General features: G+C 55.2%; 20 protein-coding genes. 13 read left to right on the top strand and 7 right to left on the bottom strand.

Annotation, left to right across the window (positions count from 1 at the left end; genetic code table 11):
* Positions 1-118 precede the first annotated feature (118 nt).
* Entirely contained in the window at positions 119-1129 is a 1011-nt protein-coding gene (gene adhP, locus ACOTZP_RS01370; protein WP_022648199.1) for an alcohol dehydrogenase AdhP, read from the top strand.
* Positions 1130-1168: 39 nt separating this feature from the next.
* On the opposite strand, the gene ACOTZP_RS01365 is transcribed toward adhP, so the two are convergent.
* On the bottom strand, positions 1169-1678 hold the full coding sequence (locus tag ACOTZP_RS01365) for an RrF2 family transcriptional regulator (protein ID WP_022648200.1): 510 nt from the start codon (positions 1676-1678) through the stop codon (positions 1169-1171).
* 130 nt (positions 1679-1808) lie between these two features.
* On the opposite strand from ACOTZP_RS01365, the gene ACOTZP_RS01360 reads away from it, so the two are divergent.
* Positions 1809-3011, top strand: coding sequence for an NAD(P)/FAD-dependent oxidoreductase (locus ACOTZP_RS01360; protein WP_271074721.1), 1203 nt, complete (start codon positions 1809-1811; stop codon positions 3009-3011).
* A gap of 39 nt (positions 3012-3050) precedes the next feature.
* Here the strand turns inward: ACOTZP_RS01360 and araJ are convergent, their stop codons facing one another.
* On the bottom strand, positions 3051-4226 hold the full coding sequence (gene araJ / locus ACOTZP_RS01355) for an MFS transporter AraJ (protein WP_032624209.1): 1176 nt from the start codon (positions 4224-4226) through the stop codon (positions 3051-3053).
* Between the two features lie 161 nt (positions 4227-4387).
* On the opposite strand from araJ, the gene ppk2 reads away from it, so the two are divergent.
* Genes ppk2 through ACOTZP_RS01340 form a run of 3 tightly spaced genes read left to right on the top strand, consistent with a single transcriptional unit; the run spans position 4388 to position 5819 of the window.
* Positions 4388-5206, top strand: a complete 819-nt coding sequence (gene ppk2 / locus ACOTZP_RS01350) for a polyphosphate kinase 2 (RefSeq protein WP_022648203.1) — start codon at positions 4388-4390, stop codon at positions 5204-5206.
* Positions 5203-5496 (top strand): hypothetical protein, encoded by a 294-nt coding sequence (locus tag ACOTZP_RS01345; RefSeq protein WP_271086501.1) that lies wholly within the window; start codon positions 5203-5205, stop codon positions 5494-5496. Before ppk2 ends, ACOTZP_RS01345 begins: the two co-directional genes overlap by 4 nt.
* Complete coding sequence (locus ACOTZP_RS01340) at positions 5496-5819, top strand: CcdB family protein (protein ID WP_271074720.1); 324 nt, start codon at positions 5496-5498, stop codon at positions 5817-5819. The genes ACOTZP_RS01345 and ACOTZP_RS01340 overlap by 1 nt, the downstream gene beginning before the upstream one ends.
* 51 nt (positions 5820-5870) lie before the next feature.
* Here the strand turns inward: ACOTZP_RS01340 and fdnI are convergent, their stop codons facing one another.
* The 3 genes from fdnI to fdnG are packed head-to-tail and all read right to left on the bottom strand — an operon-like array spanning position 5871 to position 10463.
* Complete coding sequence (gene fdnI, locus ACOTZP_RS01335) at positions 5871-6527, bottom strand: formate dehydrogenase-N subunit gamma (RefSeq protein WP_023300174.1); 657 nt, start codon at positions 6525-6527, stop codon at positions 5871-5873.
* The gene (gene fdxH / locus ACOTZP_RS01330) at positions 6520-7404 is read right to left on the bottom strand and encodes a formate dehydrogenase subunit beta (RefSeq protein ID WP_003857048.1); all 885 of its coding nucleotides are present in this window, start codon (positions 7402-7404) and stop codon (positions 6520-6522) included. Before fdxH ends, fdnI begins: the two co-directional genes overlap by 8 nt.
* Positions 7405-7415: 11 nt before the next feature.
* A complete protein-coding gene (gene fdnG / locus ACOTZP_RS01325) occupies positions 7416-10463 on the bottom strand; it encodes a formate dehydrogenase-N subunit alpha (protein ID WP_271074719.1) in 3048 nt (1015 codons plus the stop codon).
* Positions 10464-10683: 220 nt separating this feature from the next.
* On the opposite strand from fdnG, the gene yddG reads away from it, so the two are divergent.
* Both yddG and ompC read left to right on the top strand, forming a co-directional pair.
* Entirely contained in the window at positions 10684-11562 is an 879-nt protein-coding gene (yddG, locus tag ACOTZP_RS01320; protein WP_271074718.1) for an aromatic amino acid DMT transporter YddG, read from the top strand.
* A gap of 625 nt (positions 11563-12187) precedes the next feature.
* On the top strand, positions 12188-13261 hold the full coding sequence (gene ompC, locus ACOTZP_RS01315; protein WP_022648207.1) for a porin OmpC: 1074 nt from the start codon (positions 12188-12190) through the stop codon (positions 13259-13261).
* Between the two features lie 57 nt (positions 13262-13318).
* On the opposite strand, the gene ACOTZP_RS01310 is transcribed toward ompC, so the two are convergent.
* Positions 13319-14797 (bottom strand): MFS transporter, encoded by a 1479-nt coding sequence (locus ACOTZP_RS01310; protein WP_271074717.1) that lies wholly within the window; start codon positions 14795-14797, stop codon positions 13319-13321.
* A 116-nt stretch (positions 14798-14913) separates the two neighbouring features.
* Between ACOTZP_RS01310 and ACOTZP_RS01305 the strand changes: the two genes are divergently transcribed.
* From ACOTZP_RS01305 to narI, 6 genes are all read left to right on the top strand, one after another.
* Positions 14914-15489, top strand: coding sequence for a TetR family transcriptional regulator (locus tag ACOTZP_RS01305; protein ID WP_022648209.1), 576 nt, complete (start codon positions 14914-14916; stop codon positions 15487-15489).
* A 210-nt stretch (positions 15490-15699) separates the two neighbouring features.
* Positions 15700-17085 (top strand): NarK family nitrate/nitrite MFS transporter, encoded by a 1386-nt coding sequence (locus ACOTZP_RS01300; protein WP_421633586.1) that lies wholly within the window; start codon positions 15700-15702, stop codon positions 17083-17085.
* A 67-nt stretch (positions 17086-17152) separates the two neighbouring features.
* Positions 17153-20893 (top strand): nitrate reductase subunit alpha, encoded by a 3741-nt coding sequence (locus tag ACOTZP_RS01295; protein ID WP_063145867.1) that lies wholly within the window; start codon positions 17153-17155, stop codon positions 20891-20893.
* Positions 20890-22434, top strand: coding sequence for a nitrate reductase subunit beta (gene narH / locus ACOTZP_RS01290; protein WP_022648212.1), 1545 nt, complete (start codon positions 20890-20892; stop codon positions 22432-22434). Before ACOTZP_RS01295 ends, narH begins: the two co-directional genes overlap by 4 nt.
* Positions 22434-23129, top strand: coding sequence for a nitrate reductase molybdenum cofactor assembly chaperone (narW, locus tag ACOTZP_RS01285; RefSeq protein WP_022648213.1), 696 nt, complete (start codon positions 22434-22436; stop codon positions 23127-23129). Before narH ends, narW begins: the two co-directional genes overlap by 1 nt.
* Positions 23126-23806, top strand: coding sequence for a respiratory nitrate reductase subunit gamma (narI, locus tag ACOTZP_RS01280; protein WP_022648214.1), 681 nt, complete (start codon positions 23126-23128; stop codon positions 23804-23806). The genes narW and narI overlap by 4 nt, the downstream gene beginning before the upstream one ends.
* Positions 23807-23884: 78 nt before the next feature.
* On the opposite strand, the gene nhoA is transcribed toward narI, so the two are convergent.
* Entirely contained in the window at positions 23885-24730 is an 846-nt protein-coding gene (gene nhoA / locus ACOTZP_RS01275; RefSeq protein WP_063137777.1) for an N-hydroxyarylamine O-acetyltransferase, read from the bottom strand.
* Positions 24731-24821: the final 91 nt, after the last annotated feature.

Raw genomic sequence — 24821 nt, 5'->3', positions numbered from 1 at the left:
AAACTGAATTAATTGATGACATTATGTTGCGGTTGCCTTGCATTACAGCGCCAAAGTATTAATCCTTAATGGGTATTACACCTGCTATGCAGATACTCATTAGTAAAAGGAGAAACACATGAAGGCTGCTGTTGTCACTCAGGATCATCAGGTTAACGTTACAGAGAAAACCTTACGCGCGCTCAAACATGGTGAAGCGCTGCTGAAGATGGAGTGCTGTGGCGTTTGCCATACCGATCTCCATGTTAAAAATGGCGATTTTGGCGACAAGACCGGGGTGATCCTCGGCCATGAAGGGATTGGTATTGTCAAAGAGATTGGTCCGGGCGTCACGTCACTGAAAGTTGGCGATCGTGCAAGCGTGGCGTGGTTCTTCGAAGGCTGTGGCCACTGTGAATATTGTAATACCGGCAACGAAACTCTGTGCCGTGACGTAAAAAACGCGGGTTACTCCGTCGACGGCGGCATGGCGGAAGAGTGCATCGTGACCGCGGATTACGCGGTTAAAGTCCCGGAGGGGCTGGACTCTGCGGCGGCCAGCAGCATCACCTGCGCCGGTGTCACCACCTACAAAGCGGTAAAAGTCTCTGAGATCAAACCCGGCCAGTGGATTGCGATCTATGGCCTTGGCGGTCTGGGCAACCTCGCACTGCAATACGCCAAAAATGTCTTTAATGCGAAAGTTATCGCCATTGACGTGAATGACGAGCAGTTGAAGCTCGCTGCCAGCATGGGCGCAGACTTAACCGTGAACTCCCGCAGTGAAGATGCGGCAAAAGTGATTCAGGAGAAAACCGGCGGCGCACATGCGGCAGTGGTGACGGCGGTAGCGAAAGCGGCCTTCAACTCTGCCGTTGATGCAGTTCGCGCCGGAGGCCGCGTGGTGGCTGTTGGCCTGCCGCCGGAAGCGATGAGCCTGGATATACCACGTCTGGTCCTGGATGGGATTCAGGTGGTGGGCTCTCTGGTGGGTACTCGTCAGGATCTGCTCGAAGCCTTCCAGTTTGCGGCTGAAGGTAAGGTGGTTCCGAAAGTCACGCTGCGCCCACTGGAAGATATCAACGCCATCTTTAAAGAGATGGAACAGGGCCAGATCCGTGGCCGTATGGTGATTGATTTACGTTCTTAACCGCGGTGGCCGGGTAGCGGGTTTGCCCTGCCCGGCCTGTCACGTAGACGAACGGCGATCGGAAATCCACTCCTGAACCTCGATCTGGAACGTGTCCGGCGCTTTTCGATACATCTTCCGCGCCAGATCCAGGATGGTATGGCGTCCTAACTCCTCTTCCATCCGCTGCTGCGCGCTGTCCATAACCGATCGCACCCCGCACGGTCCGTCACAGACCCAGGCCGGTGGCGTTTCATCAAATACCGCCAGGCGCTGACGCACTTCCCGACATTCGAACATATTCTTATCGCCATCGATGGCGTGCGCCACGTCCAGCACGCTGATCAGCTCTGCCGGACGCGCCAGCCGGAATCCTCCCCCCTTGCCTTCGGTGCTGATAACCAGCCCCGCGCGTGACAAACGAGTGAAAATCTTCCCAAGATAGTCGTACGGTACGCCCTGCAAGGCCGCCATCTCCCGGACGCTCATCTCACGCTCATTGCCTTTTGCATCCACCATACACATCAGGCTATGAATGCCATATTCCACACCAGAACTGTAAAACGCCATGGCTCACTCCGGGTCATTGTTCGCTGCATTATAACGAATTTTAACTCAGAAAGAAGTTGTCGCAGTTAACTCCGACAAGTATAGTGGCAGTTATGTCAGACACACAGCCTGACGAACAAAAGGATCGAGTATGAAAAAGCAGATTTTAATTGTGGGTAGTGGGTTTTCCGGTATGTGGGCTGCGGTCAGCGCCGCGCGTCTTTCTGCTCTGGAAGGTAATAATAGCCTCAGCATTGCCGTGCTGGCCCCGGTACCGGAACTGCGCGTTCGTCCACGTTTTTATGAAGAGAACGTGTCGACGATGGTCGCGCCACTGACCGAACTGTTTGCTGAACTGGGTATTGCCTTTATTTCGGGCGAAGCACAACGTATTGATACCTCTTCTAAAACCGTTTTGTATCGCGATTCAAACGGCGCCATTGCCGAAGTCAACTGGGAACGTCTGATCCTCGCAACCGGTAGCCAGACTAAACGTCCGCCGATTGCCGGTCTGACTGAATACGCATTTGAGATCGACCAACTCGACTCCGCCAGGCTGTTCGAGCAACATCTTGATTCGCTGGTTTCGCGCCCCTCCACCCCAGAACGCAATACCGTGGTCGTGTGTGGCGGCGGTTTTACCGGCATTGAGCTGGCAACGGAACTCCCTGCTCGTCTTCGCACCCGCTTCGGCGCCGATACAAAGACTAAAGTGATCGTAGTTGAAAGAGGTCCAACCATTGGCGGGCGTTACAGCGAAGCGCTGCGTAACACCATTGAAGAAGCAAGCAACGCGCTGGACGTTGAATGGCGTTTAAACAGTGAAATTGAAGCTATTGATGCCAGCGGCGTGACGCTGAAAAACGGAGAGCGCATTGCCAGCGCGACTGTAGTGTGGACGGCAGGGGTAGAAGCTAACCCCCTCAGTCTGCAAATTGACGGGGAACGCGACACTCAGGGACGCCTTATCGTCACCGACACGTTGCAGATCCCTGCGCATCCGGAGGTTTACGCGACGGGTGATATGGCGCACGCCAAAACGGACGATGCGGGCAACACGGCACTGATGACCTGCCAGCACGCGATCCAGCTGGGGAAATTCGCCGGACATAACGCAGCTGCCAGCCTGTTAAATCTGGAGCCGTACCCTTACCGTCAGGTGAATTACGTCACCTGTCTGGATCTGGGTGGCTGGGGCGCGGTGTACACCGAGGGCTGGGAACAGCGTGTTAAATCCGTGCGCGAGGAAGGCAAAAAGATCAAAGTCGCCATCACCAACGAACTGATTTACCCGCCAGCAGCAGACAAAGCAGTCGCATTTGCCGCCGCTGACCCGCTGGCGAAATTCGTGTAGTCCCCTCCTGTGCCCGCGACCAGCGGGCAAAGCGTGAAATCAGGCCAGCGCTCCTGCGTTGGCCTGACGCTTTTTGGCACATAAAAAACCGTACATCAACAGAGAGGTCATTGCTGAGAAGGATAAGATCGCTGCCGGAAGCGTGACATAGCTCCAGCTAAAGCCGAGCGTAATCATCATTCCACCGAAATACGCGCCTATTGCGCTGCCGAGGTTAAACGCCATTTGCCCGCCTGCGGCGCCCAGCATCTCGCCGCCTTTCGCATTTTGCAGCAGCAGTATTTGCAGCGGCGCAGAGAGCGCAAACAGCCCGGCGCAGCAGACGAACCCCATTACCAGTGAAGCTGTTTTAAGCTCGCCAAACGCGAACAGTAACAGCAGCGAAGCCACAATCACCATGTCGGTGGTGGCAGCAATGCGCAGCGGGCTAAAGCGCGACGACAGCTTGCCGCTGAAGACATTACCCAGCACCATGCCCAGCCCCATCAGCATCATGATCGCGGTCATGACGCCCTCGGAAAAGCCTGACACGTTGACCATAAACGGCTTCACGAAGCTAAACCAGGCAAACACCCCGGCATTGCCAAACATCGTTGCGGCAAAAATTAGCCACGGTTCCGGTTTTTTCAGGAAGTGGAATTGTTCTGTCAGCCGGGTGGTTGTCGTGTCGTGAATGTCTGGCACCCACAGCAGAACAGAGAGGATCACCAGCGCATCAAAGACGGCAATCAAAAAGAAGGTGTAGCGCCAGTTAAATTCATGTCCCAGCCAGGTCCCGAGCGGGACGCCAAGCAAATTGGCAACGGTCATCCCGGCAATCATCCCTGCTACAGCAACCGTCACCTTACCCGGTGGCGCAATTTTTGACAGGATTATCGCCCCCACACCGAAAATCGCGCCATGCGGGAAACCAGAGATTAAGCGCCCCGCCGCCAGCCCCATGTAGGTGTCAGAGAAGGTAAAGAGCGCGTTACCGACGACGCACATCGCCACCAGAAACAGCAGCGTTGTTTTCAGCGAAAATCTACTGGAGAACAGCGCCACAATTGGCGCGCCGATCACCACGCCAAAAGCGTAAAACGAAATCATATTTCCGGCGGAGGGAATCGAAATGCCCGTATCATGAGCCAGTTCTGTCAGCACGCCCATGATGCCAAATTCAGCCATCCCCAGGCCAAAGGTAGCCAGTGCTAACGAAAAAATTGTTTTTTTCATACCGCGACCACTGTTAAAAAATACGCAGCGTGCATTATTGATTAAACTTGTATGGTGAACCAGTTCAAATCAGCTTTCTGACACATTAATCCATTCATTCAGGCCGATTACACGCTTAGTACGGCCTCGATCCCGCGACCGGACCCATAGGGAGACCCGCCATGGTCAGTAAGAAGAAAACCCGTGTTGTTGATGATGTCGTTAAAAACGCGCCGCTCAAAACCAAAGCGTACGAGCAAGAGCTTCGCCGCCTCCATGTTGAACTGGTTAAGCTCCAGCAATGGGTGGTCGCCAAAGGGTTAAAGGTCTGTATTGTTTTTGAAGGGCGAGACGGCGCGGGTAAAGGCGGCGCCATCAAAGCCATCACCGAACGCGTCAGCCCCCGGGTGTTTCGCGTTGTTGCGTTACCGGCCCCCACCGATAAAGAGAAAAGTCAGCTCTATTTTCAGCGTTACGTTCCCCATCTGCCCTCTGCCGGTGAAATCGTCATTTTTGACCGGAGCTGGTACAACCGCGCAGGCGTGGAAAGAGTAATGGGTTTCTGTACCGAAGAGCAGGCCGACAAATTTCTTGATGGAACGCCGGTGATGGAAAAAGCGATGGTCGATGCCGGTATCATATTGTTGAAATACTGGCTTGAAGTAACGCCAAAAGAGCAGGAACGCCGCCTGCGCGATCGCATTAATGATGGTCGCAAGATCTGGAAGCTGTCTCCAATGGACATAAAATCTTTCAATCTGTGGGATGAATATACCCTCGCCCGTGATGCGATGTTTAAAGCGACCGACACCGCCTGGGCGCCGTGGTTTGTGGCGCGCTCAGAAGATAAAAAACGGGTTCGGTTGAATATTATTTCGCATCTGCTTTCACAGATCCCCTATAAAGAAATTCACGTTGACAAGGTGGATTTACCGAAACGCAAGATCGGCAAAGTGAAGCCAACAAAATATCCCTTCCGGTATATTGCAGAGCGGTTTTGATATTACTGGAAGACGGCTCGCATAATGTAGATTACCAGGGGAAACAGTATTGTTTTTTGTTGGCTGCGGTTGATAATTACCGCACCAACAAAGGAGAAAACATGAAACCGAACCGCACAGAAAGATGTGCTACGACAGAGCGCCCTACGGGGAATAGACCTCGCCCACTCTCTACAGCAGGAGAGCTCAAGCGGCAGCGTCAACAGGATCAAGGATTTATTAAAGCAATGAATGAATTAACGGCCAAAGCCGGGCTATTATCGGATGACCCTTATTTCGGAGGGCTTTGATGTGTTTTCAGTTTGACGTTTACCGCAATCCATCAAACAGAACGTGTGAATATCAACCCTATTTTATGATTACTCAGCACGATTATTATGACGACTTATCAACGAGACTTATTGTCCCGTTAAGCTATCACAATCATTTAAGAGGATATTCAAACGCTGCAACGCCACTGGTGAACCTTGAATTCCAGACATATTTTCTTAATACAGCCAACATCACACACGTGGAGACAAAAAAACTTAATAATAAGGATTATGTATGTAATCTGCGCAGTACAAGAAGCAGTGTTCTTGCAGGAATTGATGCGTTAATTACCAATACGTAGCTAAAAGCCGCGCAAGCGCAGCGCCGCCGGACAATGCCGACGGCGCGAGGTTTACTTCAACCCTTCCGAACTCTCTTTTTGCGCTTCAAGACGCTCAATGTCGCGGTACCAGCGCGGATGGTGCTTCTGCGCCCAGCGGCGGCTCACCTTCCCTTCAATCATGCCTTTGATCGATCCTTTCACCCAGAATGCCATATACATATGGATCAGAATGGCGTGGATCAGAATAATGGCCGAGGTCGCGTGGATCAGCAGCGCATAACGCACCACCTGAATCGGGAAATAGTGCGCAAAATACGGACGCCAGATGATCACCCCGGTCACCAGCAGCACAAAAATCATGCTCATGATGGTCCAGAACATCATCTTCTGCCCGGCGTTATATTTGCCCACCTTCGCGACTTTATGCTCGTTGCCTTTCAGAACCTCAACAATCCCTTTTAGCCACGGAATATCCTGCTTGTCAGGGATGTTGTGATGAACGAAACGTACAAACATAAACATCAGCACCACGAAAATCAGTACGCCGAAGAACGGATGCAGTATGCGCCCCATCTGCGGTGTCCCGAAGGTTTCCGTTAGCCACTGTAGCGTCGGGAAGAAGAACGAAATGCCGGATACCGCCACCAGGAAGAAGCAGATGACCACCGTCCAGTGACAGGCGCGATCGACAAATTTTGTGCGCACTATCATTTTCGACTTACTCATGATGCTCCTCCTCGTCGTCATCCACCTCTTTATTCGGCCCGATACCGATGTAGTGATAAATCAGCCCGGCAAAGGTGGCGATAAAGCCCGCCGCTGAGAGCGGCTTAAGCGCCCCTTTCCAGAGGTTGATTGAGGTATCGATCGCCGGATCTTTCGGCAGATTGTGATACAGCTCCGGCTGGTCATTGTGGTGCAGAACATACATGACGTGCGTACCGCCCACGCCCTGCGGGTTATAAATCCCGGCCTTGTCATAGCCGCGCGCTTTGAGCTTATCCACCCGCTGCTGCGCCACTTCCAGCATCTCTTTTTTGGTGCCGAAGTGGATAGCCCCGGTAGGACAGGTCTTCACGCAGGCAGGCTCCTGTCCGACGCTGACGCGATCGACACACAGCGTGCATTTATAGACCCGGTTATCTTCTTTATTGAGGCGCGGGATATTAAACGGACAGCCTGCGATGCAGTAGCCGCAGCCGATACAGTTATCCTGCTGGAAGTCGACGATCCCGTTGGCGTACTGAATAATTGCACCCGCAGACGGGCATGCCTTCAGGCAGCCCGGATCTTCACAGTGCATACAGCCGTCTTTACGGATTAGCCACTCAAGCTTGCCGTTCTGGTCGGTTTCGCTAAAGCGCATCACCGTCCAGGACTTGGCGCTCAGATCAGCCGGGTTATCGTAAACGCCAACGCAGTGCCCCACCTCGTCGCGGATATCGTTCCACTCCGAGCAGGCCACCTGGCAGGCCTTACAGCCCACGCAGGAGGAGACATCGATCAGCTTGGCGACTTCTGCCTTGTAGTCCCGCGCGCGAGGCGCGGGCGTTATCGGGTTGGTCGCGGAGCGTTTAATAATGTCTTGTGTTTCCATCGCCATTTAATCGCTCCTTACGCTTTCTCGATGTTGACCAGAAACGCTTTATACTCCGGCGTTTGCGAGTTGGAATCGCCGACGTTTGGTGTCAGGGTATTGGCGATGTAACCTTTCTGCGCCACCCCTTCAAAGCCCCAGTGCAGCGGGATGCCGACGGTTTCTACCTGCTGGCCGTGTACGTTCAGACTTTGCAGACGACGGGTGACCACCGCTACCGCGCGAATAAAGCCGCGCTTGCTGCTCACCGTCACGCGATCGCCATTGGCAATGCCTTTCGCCTTCGCCAGCGTTTCGCTTATCTCCACAAACTGTTCCGGCTGCGCGATGGCGTTAAGCCGCGCATGTTTGGTCCAGGTATGGAAATGCTCAGTCAGGCGGTAGGTAGTTCCGACATACGGGAACTTGTCCTTTTTACCTAAACGCAGCACGTCATCTTCATAGATACGCACTACCGGGCTGGAAACTACGTTCGGGTGCAGCGGGTTAGTGCCGAGCGGCGTTTCCATCGGCTCGTAATGTTCCGGGAACGGCCCTTCCGCCAGCTTGTCGATGGCAAACAGACGTCCCAACCCTTCCGGCTGCATGATAAACGGCCCGGTGTTGCTGCCCGGCGCGGCGGTGCTGAAGTCCGGGATATCGTTCCCCGTCCACTTCGTGCCGTTCCACTCGATCAGCATGCGTTTCGGATCCCACGGCTTACCGTTCACGTCTGCGGAGGCACGGTTGTACAGTACGCGGCGGTTCAACGGCCACGCCCATGCCCAGCCCAGCGTGTTGCCCAGGCCTGACGGATCGGCATTATCACGGTTCGCCATCTGATTACCCTGCTCCGTCCAGCTGCCGGTGTAGATCCAGCATGACGAGGCCGTGGTGCCGTCGTCACGCAACAGCGCGAAGCTATTGAGCAACTGGCCTTTCTTCGCCACCAGATTGCCGTTGGCATCGTACAGATCGGCCAGCGCCACGCCGTTGTTCTCTTTTGCCACCTCTTCAGACTCAGGATGATCCGGCTGCTTGTAGTTCCAGCTCATCTTCAGCAGCGGCTCTGCGCCTTTGCCGCCTTCGGTGCGGTACATCTCGCGCAGACGATGGTAAATACCGGCCAGAATTTCGCCGTCATTACGCGCTTCACCCGGCGCATCCTGACCTTTCCAGTGCCACTGTAGCCAGCGGCCAGAGTTGGCAATAGAACCGTCCTCTTCCGCAAAGCAGGTCGATGGCAGGCGGAACACCTCAGTCTGAATGGATGCCGGATCGACATCGTTAGACTCGCCGTGGTTCTGCCAGAACGTAGACGTTTCGGTGACCAGCGGATCGATAACCACCATGTACTTCAGCTTGCTCAGGCTGCGAACGACTTTGTTTTTATCCGGGAATGACGCCACCGGGTTAAAGCCCTGGCAGATATACCCCGTGACGTCGCCCTTATCCATCATGTTGAAATACTTGATGACATCGTAAGCCTGATCCCATTTCGGCAACCACTCAAAGCCCCAGTCATTCTCTTTCTGCGCCGCATCGCCGTAGAACGATTTCATCAGACTGACGGCAAACTTCGGATAGTTACTCCAGTAGTTCACCTGGTCCGGACGCATCGCTTTTGGCGTATTGGCGTCAAGCCAGCTTTGCCAGTCGGTCTGCTTCTCCGACGGCAGGGTCAGGTAACCCGGCAGGCTGGTCGACAGCAGGCCGAGATCGGTTAAGCCCTGAATGTTGGAGTGTCCGCGCAGGGCGTTCACGCCGCCACCGGCCATCCCCATGTTGCCGAGCAGCAGCTGGATCATCGCCATGGTACGGATGTTCTGCGCGCCCACGGTATGCTGCGTCCAGCCCAGCGCGTACAGGAAGGTGGTTGTTCTGTCGGCGGCACTGGTGGAGGCCAGCACTTCACATACTTTCAGGAAGTCTGCTTTCGGCGTACCGCAGATGTTTTCCACCACGTCTGGCGTATAACGGGAAACATGCTGTTTCAGCAAGTTCCACACGCAACGCGGATCGGTCAGGGTCTCATCGCGTTTCGCGTAGCCGTTTTCGTCGAACTGATAGTTCCAGGACGATTTATCGTACTGACGTTTCTCTGCGTCATAGCCGCTGAACAGGCCATCTTCGAAGGCGAAATCTTCCCGCACCAGCAGGGCGGCATTGGTGTAATGCTTAACGTATTCCGCGTTAATCTTATTGTTTTCGATCAGGTACAACAGCACGCCGGAAAGGAACGTAATATCCGTACCGGAGCGGATCGGCGCATAAATATCAGCCACCGATGCCGTACGCGTAAAGCGTGGATCGACGACAATCAGCGTCGCATCGTTGTTGTTTTTCGCTTCCATCGCCCAGCGGAATCCCACCGGATGGGCTTCAGCGGCGTTACCGCCCATCACCACCACGACGTTTGCGTTTTTGATATCAACCCAGTGGTTGGTCATCGCACCGCGACCAAATGTTGGAGCAAGACTTGCTACCGTTGGTCCGTGTCAGACGCGCGCCTGGTTATCAACCGCCAGCATGCCGAGGGAGCGCACAAATTTTTGCGTCAGCATGCCGGTCTCATTACTTGCCGCAGACGCACACAGCATCCCGGTGGAGGTCCAGCGGTTTACCGTAACGCCCTGCTCGTTCTTTTCAATAAAGTTGGCGTCGCGATCCGCTTTCATCAGTTTTGCAATACGTGAGAAGGCCTCGTCCCAGGAGATGCGCTGCCATTTATCAGAGCCCGGCGCACGATATTCCGGATAGCGCAGACGGTTTTCACTGTGGACGTAGTCCAGCAGCCCCGCCCCTTTCGGGCAAAGCGCCCCGCGGCTCACCGGATGGTCCGGGTCCCCTTCAATATGATAAATCGCTTCTTTGGCGTTCTTCGCGCCATCACCCAGGCTATACATTAATAGCCCACAACCCACGGAGCAGTATGTGCAGGTGTTACGGATCTCTTTCGCGCGCAGCAGTTTATAGTTGCGTGCCTGAGCCAGCGCCATTTTGGGAGCGAATCCCAGCATTGCGGCTGTTGTTCCGGCCATACCGCCCGCGCAGATTTTAAAAAATTGTCTGCGGCTGACGTCCATTGCTGTCCTCGTTATCTGATAAGACTTCGCGCCGCAAACTAACAGCAAAGCCCCTGTTTTTTTTGCGTCAAATCAAGGTCGCCGAACTTCGCCCCCTTAATAGTCACCGCCGGTATGATTTATTACTCCTTTCGGGTTAACCGCGAAACAGAAAATTCGCCTGGTGAATGGGTTAGATGCTATAAGTTTACCCTTTGATTTTTATCAGACTGGCAGGGTAATGGACAGAAAAAGAGCAACGCTGATTGGCCTGGTGGCCATACTGCTGTGGAGCAACATGGTGGGTCTCATCCGCAGCGTCAGTGAGGGACTTGGCCCGGTGGGGGGCGCAGCGATGATCTACACCGTCAGCGGATTATTGTGTCTGGCGACGGTAGGTTTCCCTGATATTAAACGGTTTTCGAAAGGCTATCTCATTGCGGGCAGCGTCCTGTTTGTCAGCTATGAAATGTGCCTTGCCCTGTCGCTTGGCTTTGCCGCGACGCGCTCGCAGGCAATTGAGGTGGGCATGGTCAATTATCTCTGGCCAAGCCTGACGATTGTGTTCGCCATTTTGTTCAACGGACAAAAATCCACCCTGTGGGTGATCCCCGGCTTAGCGATCTCCCTGTTGGGCGTGGGCTGGGTCTTAGGCGGCGAAAACGGGCTGCACGTTCACGACATCATGCAGAACATCGTTTCCAGCCCGCTGAGCTACGGGCTGGCATTTGCCGGTGCCTTTATCTGGGCCGCCTACTGCACCGTCACCAGCAGGTATGCCAGAGGGCAAAATGGCATTACTCTTTTCGTCCTGCTGACCGCCCTGAGCCTGTGGGTCAAATATGCCGTCAGCGATCAGCCCGAAATGGTATTCAGCGTGCCGGTAGTCGTGAAACTGTTGATGTGTGGTGCTGCCCTTGGCTTTGGCTACGCCGCCTGGAACATTGGGATCCTCCACGGTAACGTCACGGTGCTTGCGGCCGTCTCCTACTTCACCCCGGTACTCTCTGCCGCGCTGGCGGCTATTATGCTGAGCTCTCCGCTTTCATTCTCATTCTGGCAAGGGGCATTAATGGTTTGCGCCGGATCATTACTTTGCTGGTATGCCACCCGCAAATAGCATTTTTATTTTTACCGGGCACGAATTATGCCCGGTAAAAATTAACATTATTTTAATATGTGATCACAATAAAGAATATTATTTATAACATTCGTGTGTATTTCTATTTCTGTATAGAGTATTCACAGAAAGTCAGATTCGTTGTGGAAATTGACATAAACTGACAACGCAGGTAATTAATTCAACCCCAATATTCCCGCGCTATATAGCACATAGTGCAATAGTTTATTTCTGGATGTTTCTTTTGAAAAGCAGTTGCTGGCTTCCGGACAAATCCACAAACCACTGTTTTAAAAGTCAATAACGCGCCCCATTCCTTGAGATTATCTGCCAAGCCCTTTTATCTCCCTCTAAAAACAAAAACGCATGGCAACTATTTCCAGCCTTATTATCGTGATTGGTTAATAATCAATTTATGTATATAAATTAACCTCATTGAGCGATTTAAGGGAAATTTATCGGATCAGGATCACACTAATTGAAATTATCTTTAATATTTTGAAACTTATTATTGAAAGCAGTCTACGGAATTTTAAAAATAGTCTGCCATTGACGATAAGCCTCGTTTAAAAATCGCTCAGGTGGCTTAGGAAATACCTAAATAAAATTATAAGGGTTAGTTAAGATGAAACTTAAATTAGTTGCAGTGGCAGTGACTTCCATGTTGGCGGCTGGCGTTGTTAACGCGGCTGAAGTTTTTAACAAAGACGGTAACAAACTGGATCTGTACGGCAAAGTTACTGGTCTGCACTATTTTTCTGATGATGCTGGTAGCGACGGCGACAAAACATACGTTCGTCTGGGCTTCAAAGGTGAAACTCAGATCAACGATCAGCTGACCGGATACGGCCAGTGGGAATATGAGTTCAAGGGCAACCGCTCTGAAGCTCAGGGTTCCGACGGCAACAAAACCCGTCTGGCCTTCGCTGGTCTGAAATTCGATGAATTCGGTTCCTTCGACTACGGTCGTAACTACGGTGTTGCTTATGACATCGGCGCATGGACTGACGTTCTGCCAGAGTTCGGTGGCGATACCTGGACGCAGACTGACGGCTTCATGACCGGTCGTACCACTGGCGTTGCCACCTACCGTAACACCGACTTCTTTGGTCTGGTTGACGGCCTGAACGTGGCTGCCCAGTACCAGGGTAAAAACGACCGTTCAGAGATCACCGAATCCAACGGTGACGGCTGGGGTCTGTCTTCTACCTATGAATTCGACGGCTTCGGTGTGGGTGCGACCTACGCGAAATCTGACCGTACTGACCGTCAGGTTCGTGCTGCAAGCAACCTGAACGCCGGTGGCGAAAACGCAGAAGTCTGGGCTGCTGGCCTGAAGTACGATGCGAACAACATCTACCTGGCAACCACCTACTCTGAAACCCGCAACATGACGGCATTCGGTAGCGGTCACGTTGCCAACAAAGCACAGAACTTCGAAGTTGTGGCTCAGTACCAGTTTGACTTCGGTCTGCGTCCATCCATCGCTTACCTGAAATCCAAAGGTAAAGACATCGGTTCTTATGGCGACCAGGACCTGGTTGAATACGTTGACGTTGGCGCGAGCTACTACTTCAACAAAAACATGTCCACCTACGTTGATTACAAAATCAACCTCGTGGATGACAGCCAGTTCACCAAAGATGCCAAAGTGGCTACCGACAACATCGTGGCTGTAGGTCTGACCTACCAGTTCTAAGAGGTGTTAGTTCAAAAGGCCAGCCCTCGCGGCTGGCCTTTTTTTTTACTGCTGCCCTCAGACCTTCGCCAGACTAAACCAGATCCCGATCGCCAGAATCATCAGCATGGCTCCCGCACTGCCCAGGGCCACGCTGTGCGAGGTGATGAACGCGGTTTTCGCCGCCGTCATCACCGGCTCGGCCAGTGACGGCGTCAGCTCCTGCGCGACCTTCATCGCTTCACCGATGGACGACGAGGCTTTATCGGTCAGCGACGCGCTCAGCCCCTGCGGCAGTACAATTGACGCCGAAAAGCTGCGGGTTAACAGCAGACCGAAAATGGCGATCCCGAGACCAGCGCCCAGCTCGTAGGACATGGTTTCGATCGCGCCTGCCGCGGCCGCTTTCTCTTTCGGCGCGGCAGCCATGATCGCTGACGTCGATGCCAGCAGTGCGCTGGCGGCACTGAAGCCCAGCAGCACCATCAGGCTCCACGCCTGCCACTGTTGGGTGCTGAAATCGAGCGTCGACAGGCCGATAAAACTGATCGCGCTTAGCCCCATGCCTCCGGCCGCGACAATGCGCAGCCCCAGACGCCCGACCAGCACACCCGCGATCGGCCCGCTAAATCCGCTCGCCACCATTACCGGCAGCATAAATATCCCTGCTTCAAACGGCGTAAAACCATGCACGAACTGCAACTCCTGCGCCATCAGCAGTTCAAAGCCCACCAGCGCAATCATGGCGGTCATCGCCATGACCACGCCGCTTAAAATAATGCGATGGCAAAACAGACGCATGTCGATCATTGGCACGCGCGCGCGCAGCTGGATACGGACGAAAATAAACAGCATCACCGCCCCGGTAAGCAGCGTAGAGGCCACCATCCACGGCGACAGCACCCCTTTCAGGGCGGTTTTGGCGCTGTAGACCAGCAGTAAAATGGCGACAATCAGCATAATGGCATGGCTGATATTGAGCGGCTGCTCGGGCCGACCCTGCTGAGCAGGCACATAGCGCGCAGCAAGCGAAACCACGATCAGCACGATCGGCACGTTAATCAGGAAGACCGAACCCCAGTAAAAGTGCTCCAGCAGCATGCCGCCAATCAGCGGGCCAAACGCCGCGCCGCCCGACCCAACGGCAGCCCAGACGCCAAGGGCGATGTTACGGTGCCGCACGTCAATAAACAGCGTGCGGATCCCTGCAAGCGTAGCCGGAATGATCATCGCCGCGCCAATCGCCAGCGACGCGCGGGCGGCAATTAGCCAGCCCGCGGACGGCGCAAAAGCCGCCGCTAACGATGACAGGCCAAACAGCACGCTGCCGATCATCAGCAGGCGCTTAAAACCTATGCGATCGCCCAGCGCGCCCATCGGCAGCACCATCCCCGCCATCACCAGCGAGTAAATATCAATAATCCACAACAATTCGTTGCCGCTGGCACCCAGCGTCATGCTCAATGTTGGCGCCGCCACGTGCAGCACCGTCGCGTCAATCGCCACCGGGATATACACCAGCACGATAATCACTAACGCTAACCACTGACGAAACATAAATTTCCTTTTCATTTAAAAACTGGACACATGTCCAGATTGCGATCCTACGTAAAGTTGAACACTTGTCCAGCTCTTTGTTACACTCGTTTCGTTGCCATTGAGAGTGAGAAATTATGCGTTATCTGAGCAAGGACGAGCGGCGGGAAGAGATCCTACAGGCCGCAATGCGCGTGGCGCTGACCGAAGGATTCGCTGCGATGACCGTGCGCCGAATCGCTACCGAAGCGGGCGTCGCCACCGGGCAGGTGCATCACCACTTTGCGTCGGCGGGCGAGCTTAAATCGCTGGCGTTTGTCAGGCTGATCCGCGATTTGCTGGATGCTGAAATCGTTGGCGAAAACGCAGGCTGGCGCGAGCGCCTGCATGCCATGCTCGGCAGCGATGACGGCGGGTTTGAGCCCTACATTCGGCTGTGGCGGGAGGCGCAAATTCTCGCCAGCCGGGATAGCGATATCAAAAGCGCCTACGTTTTGACCATGGAGATGTGGCACCAGGAAACGGTCGCAATTATCCGCGCCGGTGCGGAGGCCAACGCCTTTACGCTTGCTGATCAGCCGGAAAATATCGCCTGGCGTTTAATTGGTCTGGTATGTGGCCTGGATGGCATATATGTCTTAAATATGCCTGAAATGGACGACGCGGCATTTAATAAGCATCTGGATAAACTTATCTCCCTCGAATTGTTTTAATACTCCCATCGGAGTATTAATTTCCACAAAGAGTTACAATTAGTAACACATAAAGCGAACCCTGATTCCCATTCCAAACTCAGGGATTCGCTTTTTTATCTATCCTTTCAGATGTATCCCATAACATCCTATAAATTTCATACGCCACTGACAGATATCTTTCTGTTTTTCCTTCTTTTTTCTCTCCACTTCGGTAAGCAAGAGGGTGATATGTCACATCAAAGCGAGAAGAGTAATCAGCATCTGTTGAGTAACTGGAAACCGGAAAACGCGCAATTTTGGGAGAATAAAGGGAAACATATCGCACGAAGAAACCTGTGGATTTCCGTGGCGTGTTTGCTGCTCGCATTTTGTGTCTGGATGTTGTTTAGCGCTATTGCGGTAAATCTTAATAAGGTCGGATTTAATTTCAGCACCGATCAGCTTTTTATGCTAACGGCATTACCTTCTCTCTCCGGCGCGATATTGCGTGTCCCCTACTCTTTTATGGTACCGATATTTGGCGGACGTTACTGGACCGTGTTAAGTACCGTTATCCTGGTCGTACCCTGTGTCTGGCTTGGGATCGCCATCCAGAATACCGCCACGCCCTATTGGATCTTCATCATCATCGCACTGCTGTGCGGTTTTGCCGGTGCCAACTTCGCTTCCAGCATGGGAAACATCAGCTTCTTCTTCCCGAAAGCCAGACAGGGCAGCGCACTGGGCATTAACGGCGGGCTGGGTAACCTGGGCGTGAGTGTGATGCAGCTGGTTGCGCCGCTGGTGATTTTCCTGCCGATGTTTACCTTCCTCGGCGTGCACGGCGTACCGCAGGAGGATGGCTCGACGATGTGGCTGGCGAACGCGGCGTGGATCTGGGCGCCGCTGCTGATTCTGGCCACAATTGCGGCGTTTTTTGGCATGAACGACATCGCCAGCTCGAAAGCGTCCATTGCCAGCCAGCTTCCGGTGCTTAAGCGCTTTCTTCTCTGGCTGCTGAGCCTGCTTTATCTGGCAACCTTCGGCTCGTTTATCGGTTTCTCGGCAGGCTTTGCCATGCTGTCGAAAACCCAGTTTCCGGACGTTAATATCCTCCACCTCGCCTTCTTTGGCCCACTGATCGGCGCCCTGGCGCGTTCGGCTGGCGGAATGATTTCGGACAGACTGGGCGGCGTAAGGGTGACGCTGATCAACTTCGTCTTTATGGCCATCTTTAGCGCCCTGATTTTCCTGACGCTCCCCGGGTCTGGTTCAGGCAGCTTTATCGCCTTCTATCTGGTCTTTATGGGCCTGTTTCTGACCGCAGGCTTGGGTAGCGGCTCGACCTTCCAGATGATCGCGATTATCTTTCGCCAAATCACCCTCGACCGCGTGAAAAAACAGGGCGGGAGCGATGAACAGGCACAGCATGAAGCGGTGACCGAAACGGCTGCGGCGCTGGGCTTTATCTCTGCCATCGGTGCGGTGGGCGGGTTCTTTATTCCCAAAGCCTTTGGCACCTCCCTGGCGATGACCGGTTCCCCGGTGGGCGCCATGAAAGTCTTCCTCGTGTTTTACATCGTCTGCGTGCTCGTCACCTGGCTGGTGTACGGCCGCAAATCCTCACAAAAATAATAACTACCTCTTCGCCGGAGCGTGATGCCTCACCCTCCGGCCATGTTATCGAAGCAGGAGAAATGTCATGAGCAAACTGTTGGACCGCTTCCGTTACTTCAAAACAAAAGGCGACAGTTTCGCCGATGGGCACGGCCAGGTGTACCACACCAACCGCGACTGGGAGGACAGCTACCGTCAGCGCTGGCAGTTCGACAAGATTGTGCGATCCACCCACGGCGTTAACTGCACCGGCTCCTGTAGCTGGAAGATTTATGTCAAAAATGGCCTGGTGACATGGGAAACCCAGCAGACCGACTACCCGCGTACCCGCCCCGACCTGCCTAACCACGAACCGCGCGGCTGCCCGCGTGGCGCAAGCTACTCCTGGTATCTCTACAGCGCCAACCGTCTCAAGTACCCGCTGGTACGCCGCAGGCTGATCGAACTCTGGCGCGAGGCGCTGGCGCAGCATACCGATCCAGTGCTGGCCTGGGATGCCATTCAGAACGATCCACAGAAAGCGCAAAGCTACAGAAAGGCGCGCGGTAAAGGCGGGTTTATCCGCTCAAACTGGAAAGAGCTTAACCAGCTGATTGCTGCCGCCAACGTCTGGACCATCAAAAATTACGGCCCGGATCGGGTGGCCGGTTTTTCGCCTATCCCGGCCATGTCGATGGTCTCTTATGCCGCCGGTACGCGCTATCTCTCCCTGCTCGGCGGCACCTGCCTGAGCTTCTATGACTGGTACTGCGATTTGCCTCCGGCATCGCCGATGACCTGGGGCGAGCAGACCGACGTGCCGGAATCGGCGGACTGGTACAACTCCAGCTATATCATTGCCTGGGGCTCGAACGTGCCGCAGACGCGTACCCCGGACGCCCACTTCTTTACCGAAGTGCGTTACAAAGGCACCAAGACCGTCGCCATTACGCCGGACTTCTCGGAGGTGGCGAAGCTCAGCGACCAGTGGCTGGCCCCCAAACAGGGTACCGACAGTGCCCTTGCCATGGCGATGGGGCATGTGATCCTCAAAGAGTTCCACCTTGATAACCCGAGCGATTACTTCCTCAACTATTGCCGCCGCTACACCGACATGCCGATGCTGGTCCTGCTGGATGAACAGGCTGACGGTCGCGTGGTGCCGGGCCGCATGCTGCGCGCGTCGGATCTGGCCGACGGGCTGGGTGAAACCAATAATCCGGAGTGGAAAACCATCGCCTTTGACGTCGCCGGAAATCTGGTGGCGCCGAACGGCTCTATCGGTTTCCGCTGGGGCGAAAAAGGCAAATGGAACCTGGAGTCGCTGGCCGCGGGACAGGAGACCGAGCTGACGCTTTCCCTGCTCATCACCCACGACAGTGTGGCAGACGTGGCCTTCCCTTACTTCGGGGGCAACGAGAACCCGCATTTCCGCAGCGTGAAGCAGGAGCCGGTGCTGACGCGCCGCGTACCGAGTAAAACCCTGACGCTGGCCGACGGCAGCCAGAGACGCGTGGTCAGCGTGTACGATCTGGTGCTCGCAAACTACGGCCTCGATCGCGGTCTGGAAGACAGTAACGCGGCGGCAAACTACGCCGAGATCAAAGCCTACACCCCGGCCTGGGGCGAACAAATTACCGGCGTCCCCGCTTACCTGATAGAAAAAATCGCCCGTGAATTTGCCGACACGGCGCACAAAACCCATGGTCGTTCGATGATCATCCTCGGGGCCGGTGTGAACCACTGGTACCACATGGACATGAACTACCGCGGGATGATCAACATGCTGGTCTTCTGCGGCTGCGTCGGGCAAAGCGGCGGCGGCTGGTCGCACTATGTCGGCCAGGAGAAACTGCGTCCGCAAACCGGCTGGCTGCCGCTGGCCTTCGCGCTGGACTGGAACCGTCCGCCGCGCCAGATGAACAGCACCTCTTACTTCTACAACCACGCCAGCCAGTGGCGTTATGAGAAGCTCACCGCACAGGAGCTGCTTTCTCCTCTTGCAGACGCGTCGAAATTCACCGGACATCTGATTGATTTCAACGTCCGCGCCGAGCGCATGGGCTGGCTACCTTCCGCGCCGCAGCTCAACCTCAACCCGCTGCACGTTAAGGCCCGCGCCGACGCCGCCGGAATGTCGCCGCAGGATTACACCGTGCAGGCGTTAAAATCGGGCGATATTCGATTCGCCTGCGAACAGCCGGACAACGGCATGAACCACCCGCGCAACCTGTTTGTCTGGCGTTCTAACCTGCTTGGCTCGTCCGGAAAAGGCCATGAGTACATGCTAAAATACCTGCTTGGCACCGAGAGCGGGATTCAGGGCGAGGATTTAGGCTCAACGGATGATGTCAAACCTGAAGAGGTGGAATGGCAAACCGCCGCCATTGAGGGCAAGCTGGATCTGCTGGTGACGCTCGATTTCCGTATGTCCAGCACCTGCCTGTTCTCCGATATCGTCCTGCCGACCGCCACCTGGTATGAAAAAGACGATATGAATACCTCGGACATGCATCCGTTTATTCACCCGCTCTCTGCCGCCGTTGATCCCGCGTGGGAGTCCCGCAGTGACTGGGAGATCTACAAAGGCATCGCCAAAGTCTTCTCTGAAGTGTGCGTCGGGCATCTCGGCACCGAAACTGACGTGGTGCTACAGCCGCTACAGCATGACTCCCCGGGGGAACTGTCGCAGCCTTTTGATATTCTGGACTGGCGCAAAGGCGAGTGCGATCTCATCCCCGGTAAAACCGCGCCAAACATTGCGGTCGTCGAGCGCAACTATCCGGAAACCTACGAGCGCTTCACTTCTCTCGGTCCGCTGCTGGACAAACTCGGCAACGGCGGAAAAGGCATATCGTGGAACACGCAAAACGAAGTCGATTTCCTCGGCAAGCTCAATTACGTCAAGCTCGACGGCCCGGCCAAAGGCCGACCGCGCATTGAAACCGCCATTGATGCTTCAGAGGTGATCCTCGCTCTTGCGCCGGAAACCAACGGTCAGGTCGCGGTCAAAGCCTGGGAGGCCCTCGGCGAACTGACCGGGCGCGATCACACCCATCTGGCGCTGAACAAAGAAGACGAGAAAATTCGCTTCCGCGATATTCAGGCGCAGCCGCGCAAAATTATCTCCAGCCCAACGTGGTCCGGCCTTGAGAGCGAGCATGTCTCGTATAACGCAGGCTATACCAACGTTCACGAGCTGATCCCGTGGCGCACGATTTCCGGCCGCCAGCAGCTGTATCAGGATCACGCCTGGATGCGCGCCTTCGGTGAAAGTCTGGTGGCCTATCGTCCACCGATTGATACCCGCAGCGTCACCCATATGCGCGAGATCCCGCCGAATGGCTTCCCGGAAAAAGCGCTTAACTTCCTGACGCCGCACCAGAAATGGGGCATTCACTCCACCTACAGCGAAAACCTGCTGATGCAGACCCTGTCACGCGGGGGGCCAATCGTCTGGATCAGCGAAACCGACGCGCGCGAGCTGGGGATTGAGGACAACGACTGGATCGAAGCCTTCAACGCCAACGGCGCCCTCACCGCCCGCGCGGTGGTTAGCCAGCGCGTGCCGCCGGGCATGACCATGATGTACCACGCTCAGGAGCGCATTCTGAACATTCCGGGGTCAGAAGTGACCGGACGGCGCGGCGGGATCCACAACTCGGTCACCCGCGTCTGTCCGAAACCGACCCACATGATTGGCGGCTACGCGCAGCTGGCGTACAGCTTTAACTATTACGGCACCGTCGGCTCGAATCGCGACGAGTTCATTATGATCCGCAAAATGAAAAACATTAACTGGCTGGACGGCGAAGGTCGGGATCAGGTTCAGGAGGCGAAAAAATGAAAATACGCTCACAGGTTGGCATGGTACTGAATCTCGATAAATGCATTGGCTGCCACACCTGCTCGGTCACCTGTAAGAACGTCTGGACCGGGCGCGAAGGGATGGAGTATGCGTGGTTTAATAACGTCGAAACCAAACCGGGTATCGGCTATCCGAAAAACTGGGAAGATCAGGATGAGTGGCAAGGCGGATGGATCCGCAGTATTCACGGCAAGCTGACCCCGCGCCTCGGCGGAAAAATGGGCGTCCTGTCGAAAATTTTCGCCAACCCCGTGTTGCCGCAGATTGACGATTACTATGAACCTTTCACCTTCGATTACCAGGATCTGCACCGCGCCCCGGAGGGGGATCACCTCCCTACCGCCCGCCCCCGCTCGCTGATTGACGGTAAGCGGATGGATAAGATCGTTTGGGGGCCAAACTGGGAGGAGCTGCTGGGTGGCGAGTTCGAAAAACGCGCCCGCGACCGAAACTTTCAGAAGATCCAGAAAGAGATGTACGGTCAGTTCGAAAACACCTTCATGATGTACCTGCCGCGCCTGTGCGAGCATTGCCTCAACCCGAGTTGCGTTGCCACCTGCCCGAGCGGTGCGATTTACAAACGCGAAGAGGACGGCATTGTGCTGATCGACCAGGACAAATGCCGCGGCTGGCGTCTGTGTATTAGCGGCTGTCCGTACAAGAAAATCTACTTCAACTGGAAAAGCGGCAAGTCAGAGAAGTGCATCTTCTGCTATCCGCGCATCGAGTCCGGCCAGCCGACCGTCTGCTCAGAAACCTGCGTTGGACGCATCCGCTACCTTGGCGTGCTGTTGTATGACGCGGACCGTATTGAAGAGGCGGCCAGCACCGAGCATGAAACCGATCTGTATGAGCGCCAGTGCGACGTGTTCCTTAACCCGAACGATCCGGCGGTGATTGAAGAAGCCCTGAAGCAGGGCATCCCGCAGAACGTCATCGACGCAGCGCAGCGTTCCCCGGTTTACAAAATGGCGATGGACTGGAAGCTCGCCCTGCCGCTGCATCCGGAATACCGCACCCTGCCGATGGTCTGGTATGTGCCGCCGCTGTCACCGATTCAGTCCTACGCGGACGCGGGTGGTCTGCCGCAGAGCGACGGTGTACTGCCTGCGGTCGAAAGCCTGCGCATCCCGGTGCAATACCTGGCAAATATGCTCAGCGCGGGCGATACCGGCCCGGTGCTGCGCGCTCTGAAGCGCATGATGGCGATGCGCCACTACAAACGCTCCCAGACCGTGGAAGGCGTGACCGATACCCGCGCCATTGAGGAAGTGGGCCTGACCGAAGCGCAGGTTGAGGAGATGTACCGCTATCTGGCCATCGCTAACTACGAAGACCGCTTCGTGATCCCGACCAGCCACCGCGAAATGGCGCGCGACGCCTTCCCGGAGAAAAACGGCTGCGGCTTCACCTTCGGTGACGGCTGTCACGGCTCCGACACCAAATTCAACCTCTTCAACAGCAGCCGCATCGACGCGATCAACATTACCGAGGTGCGCGATCACGGGGAGGGAGAATAATGCAGATCCTTAAAATCATCGCGCTACTGATTGAGTATCCCGATGAGCTGCTTTGGGATAACCGTGAAGAAGCGCTTTCCCTGGTGGAACAGGATGCGCCCATGCTACTGCCGTTTGCGCAGCAGCACCTGAGCGCCCCGCTGCTGGATAAGCAGGCCGAATGGTGTGAAGTTTTCGAGCGGGGGCGCGCGACTTCACTACTGCTGTTCGAGCACGTTCACGCCGAGTCCCGCGATCGAGGTCAGGCGATGGTCGACCTGATGAGCCAGTATGAGAAAGCCGGGCTGGAGCTGGATTGCCGCGAGCTGCCGGACTATCTGCCGCTCTATCTGGAATATCTCAGTATCGTCAGCGACGACGAGGCGCGTGAAGGGCTGCAAAACGTCGCGCCTATACTGGCGCTGATTGGAGGCCGCCTGAAACAGCGCGAGGTAGCGCATTACCAGCTGTTTGACGCCCTGCTGTCGCTGGCGGAAACACGGCTTTCCAGCGACAGCGTGGCGAAACAGGTATCCGGTGAAAAACGGGATGATACCCGTCAGGCACTGGACGCCGTGTGGGAAGAGGAACAGGTCAAGTTTATCGAAGACAACGCCACATCGTGCGACAGTTCGCCGATGCAGCAATATCAACGACGCTTTAGCCAGGACGTCGCGCCGCAGTACGTGGACGTCAGCGCCGGAGGCCCAAAATGACTCATTACCTGAACGTGTTTTTCTATGACATTTATCCGTACATCTGCGCCACCGTCTTCTTCCTCGGCAGTTGGTTGCGCTACGACTATGGGCAGTACACCTGGCGGGCGTCATCAAGCCAGATGCTCAGCAAGCGCGGGATGAACTGGGCTTCGAACCTGTTTCATATTGGGATTCTGGGGATCTTCTTCGGGCACCTGTTCGGCATGTTAACCCCGCACTGGATGTACGCCTGGTTTTTACCCGTCGCGGTTAAACAGCAGTTAGCCATGATTGCAGGAGGTATTTGCGGGGTGCTGACGCTGATCGGTGGGTCGATGCTTTTGATCCGACGCCTGTTCAACCAGCGGGTGCGCGCCACGTCCACCACGCCGGATATTATCATCATGAGTATCCTGCTGCTTCAGTGCATCCTTGGGCTGTCGACCATTCCTTTCTCCGCTCAGTACCCTGACGGAAGCGAGATGATGAAGCTGGTCGGCTGGGCGCAGGGGATCGTCACGTTTAAGGGCGGCTCGTCGGAAATGCTGAGCGGCGTCGCGCCGATCTTCCGCGTGCATCTGGTGCTGGGGATGACGATCTTCCTCATCTTCCCGTTCACCCGCCTGGTGCACGTGTGGAGCGCGCCGTTTGAGTACTTCACGCGTCGGTATCAGGTGGTGAGATCGCGCCGTTGATTTGTCGGGTGGCGGCTACGCCTTACCCGACCTACGTTCACACGCCCGTAGGCCCGGTAAGGCGTAGTCGCCACCGGGCTATTTCCCTGCCTGCGGATGCGTATCAAACCCTGCCATTACTGCCGTCAGCTCTGCCAGTGTAAAGCCGTGCTTCGGGTCATCAACGCCCAGGCCAAACCGCTCCTGCATCAGCTTATATAGCGCCTCCGCATCCGGCAAATGGATCTGCTCCTCCACATGACCGTTCTGCCAGTGGGTAAAATTGAAGTTGGTCAGCGTCAGCTTGCCCCCGTCCGGCAGGTGGCGACACATCAGCAGGTGATGCCGAAAATGGGACTGAGGCCAGTGCGCCGACCAGAAGTTACCCATCACGTAATCGTTGAAGTACTGCGTCCCCAGGTCAAATTGGTACATCGACTGCCAGTGCTCGTGATGGCGGAATTGCAGTACCCAGTCGTTACCCTCGCTCAGCAAACGATAACTCCCGTGCGGGGTTTCCTGCTCCTCGTTAGCGATCAAACGAATCGGCGCCGTCAGCGTTTGTCCGCCAAATCCCACATCGGCGATCCAGCGCTCGCCGTTCAGCTCAACCAGGAGCAACCGGTGCGTGCGCGGCGGCATCTGCGACGGATTCGCCAGTACAACCCGCCCCAGCACGCTGCGTACCGTAAACCCAACTTCGCGCAACACCCGCTCAAACAGGCCATTTTGCTCGAAGCAATATCCCCCCCGACGCGCGGTGACCAGTTTATCCACCAGACACCCGTCGTCCAGATGGATTTCCCGCGGCAAAACGACGTCAATATTTTCAAAAGGGATCGCGCAGTTATGGTGTAAATGGAGCCCCCGCAGGGTATCGATATTAACCTGTACGGGCTGCTGCCAGCCCGTGCGGGCAAAATAAGCACTCAGAAATGGGGACATGATTTGCTCCATGATGTGATATCCCCTGTTTATAAACTATTTTCCCTTATGCATATGCGCAAAAGTGCTTTTTCGCCATACTCATCGTGTA

This window comes from Enterobacter cloacae complex sp. SYL001 (genome assembly GCF_049237025.1).
GTDB lineage: Bacteria > Pseudomonadota > Gammaproteobacteria > Enterobacterales > Enterobacteriaceae > Enterobacter > Enterobacter intestinihominis.
The sequence above is the reverse complement of the archived record's forward strand: the minus strand, read 5'-3'. Positions and strand labels throughout refer to the sequence as shown.

Bases quoted from the DNA above. Each gene is read 5' to 3' on its own strand.
- nhoA (WP_063137777.1), bottom strand. From the start codon at position 24,730: ATGTCCCCATTTCTGAGTGCTTATTTTGCCCGCACGGGCTGGCAGCAG.
- narH (WP_022648212.1), top strand. From the start codon at position 20,890: ATGAAAATACGCTCACAGGTTGGCATGGTACTGAATCTCGATAAATGC.
- ACOTZP_RS01360 (WP_271074721.1), top strand. From the start codon at position 1,809: ATGAAAAAGCAGATTTTAATTGTGGGTAGTGGGTTTTCCGGTATGTGG.
- ACOTZP_RS01365 (WP_022648200.1), bottom strand. From the start codon at position 1,678: ATGGCGTTTTACAGTTCTGGTGTGGAATATGGCATTCATAGCCTGATG.
- ACOTZP_RS01295 (WP_063145867.1), top strand. From the start codon at position 17,153: ATGAGCAAACTGTTGGACCGCTTCCGTTACTTCAAAACAAAAGGCGAC.
- narI (WP_022648214.1), top strand. From the start codon at position 23,126: ATGACTCATTACCTGAACGTGTTTTTCTATGACATTTATCCGTACATC.
- fdxH (WP_003857048.1), bottom strand. From the start codon at position 7,404: ATGGCGATGGAAACACAAGACATTATTAAACGCTCCGCGACCAACCCG.
- ACOTZP_RS01310 (WP_271074717.1), bottom strand. From the start codon at position 14,797: ATGTTTCGTCAGTGGTTAGCGTTAGTGATTATCGTGCTGGTGTATATC.
- adhP (WP_022648199.1), top strand. From the start codon at position 119: ATGAAGGCTGCTGTTGTCACTCAGGATCATCAGGTTAACGTTACAGAG.
- ACOTZP_RS01340 (WP_271074720.1), top strand. From the start codon at position 5,496: ATGTGTTTTCAGTTTGACGTTTACCGCAATCCATCAAACAGAACGTGT.
- yddG (WP_271074718.1), top strand. From the start codon at position 10,684: ATGGACAGAAAAAGAGCAACGCTGATTGGCCTGGTGGCCATACTGCTG.
- araJ (WP_032624209.1), bottom strand. From the start codon at position 4,226: ATGAAAAAAACAATTTTTTCGTTAGCACTGGCTACCTTTGGCCTGGGG.
- narW (WP_022648213.1), top strand. From the start codon at position 22,434: ATGCAGATCCTTAAAATCATCGCGCTACTGATTGAGTATCCCGATGAG.
- ompC (WP_022648207.1), top strand. From the start codon at position 12,188: ATGAAACTTAAATTAGTTGCAGTGGCAGTGACTTCCATGTTGGCGGCT.
- ACOTZP_RS01305 (WP_022648209.1), top strand. From the start codon at position 14,914: ATGCGTTATCTGAGCAAGGACGAGCGGCGGGAAGAGATCCTACAGGCC.
- ppk2 (WP_022648203.1), top strand. From the start codon at position 4,388: ATGGTCAGTAAGAAGAAAACCCGTGTTGTTGATGATGTCGTTAAAAAC.
- fdnI (WP_023300174.1), bottom strand. From the start codon at position 6,527: ATGAGTAAGTCGAAAATGATAGTGCGCACAAAATTTGTCGATCGCGCC.
- ACOTZP_RS01300 (WP_421633586.1), top strand. From the start codon at position 15,700: ATGTCACATCAAAGCGAGAAGAGTAATCAGCATCTGTTGAGTAACTGG.